Source organism: Gaoshiqia sediminis (assembly GCF_025907915.1).
GTDB lineage: Bacteria > Bacteroidota > Bacteroidia > Bacteroidales > Prolixibacteraceae > Gaoshiqia > Gaoshiqia sediminis.
The window spans coordinates 1-311 of the sequence record NZ_JAPAAF010000159.1 but is presented as its reverse complement, the minus strand read 5'-3'; the positions used below and the strand labels follow the sequence as shown (position 1 = coordinate 311).

The following is a 311-nucleotide window of genomic DNA, read 5'->3' as shown; positions in this document are numbered from 1 at the left end:
CTTCCGGTAGGGAATGGCCGGTTGGGAGCGATGATTTATGGCGATCCGGTTAACGAAAAAATCCAGCTGAACGAAGAAACCTTCTGGTCGGGTGGGCCGTCGCGCAACGATAATCCGAAAGCGTTGGAGGCTTTGCCCGAAATCCGGCAGCTCATTTTTGAAGGTAAATACCAGGAAGCCGAAAAAATGGTCAACCAAAATATGATGACCGAACGCAATGGGTCGATGTACCAGGTGGTTGGAACCCTGGAGCTCAATTTCGACGGGCATCAGAATTATACCAATTACTACCGCGAGCTCGATCTGGAGCA

Annotated in this window: 1 protein-coding gene; it reads left to right on the top strand. The window is 50.5% G+C overall.

The window, feature by feature from the left end; translation table 11 throughout:
* The coding region (locus N2K84_RS20395) for a glycoside hydrolase N-terminal domain-containing protein (RefSeq protein WP_282593667.1) at positions 1 to 311 on the top strand (311 nt) is incomplete at both ends.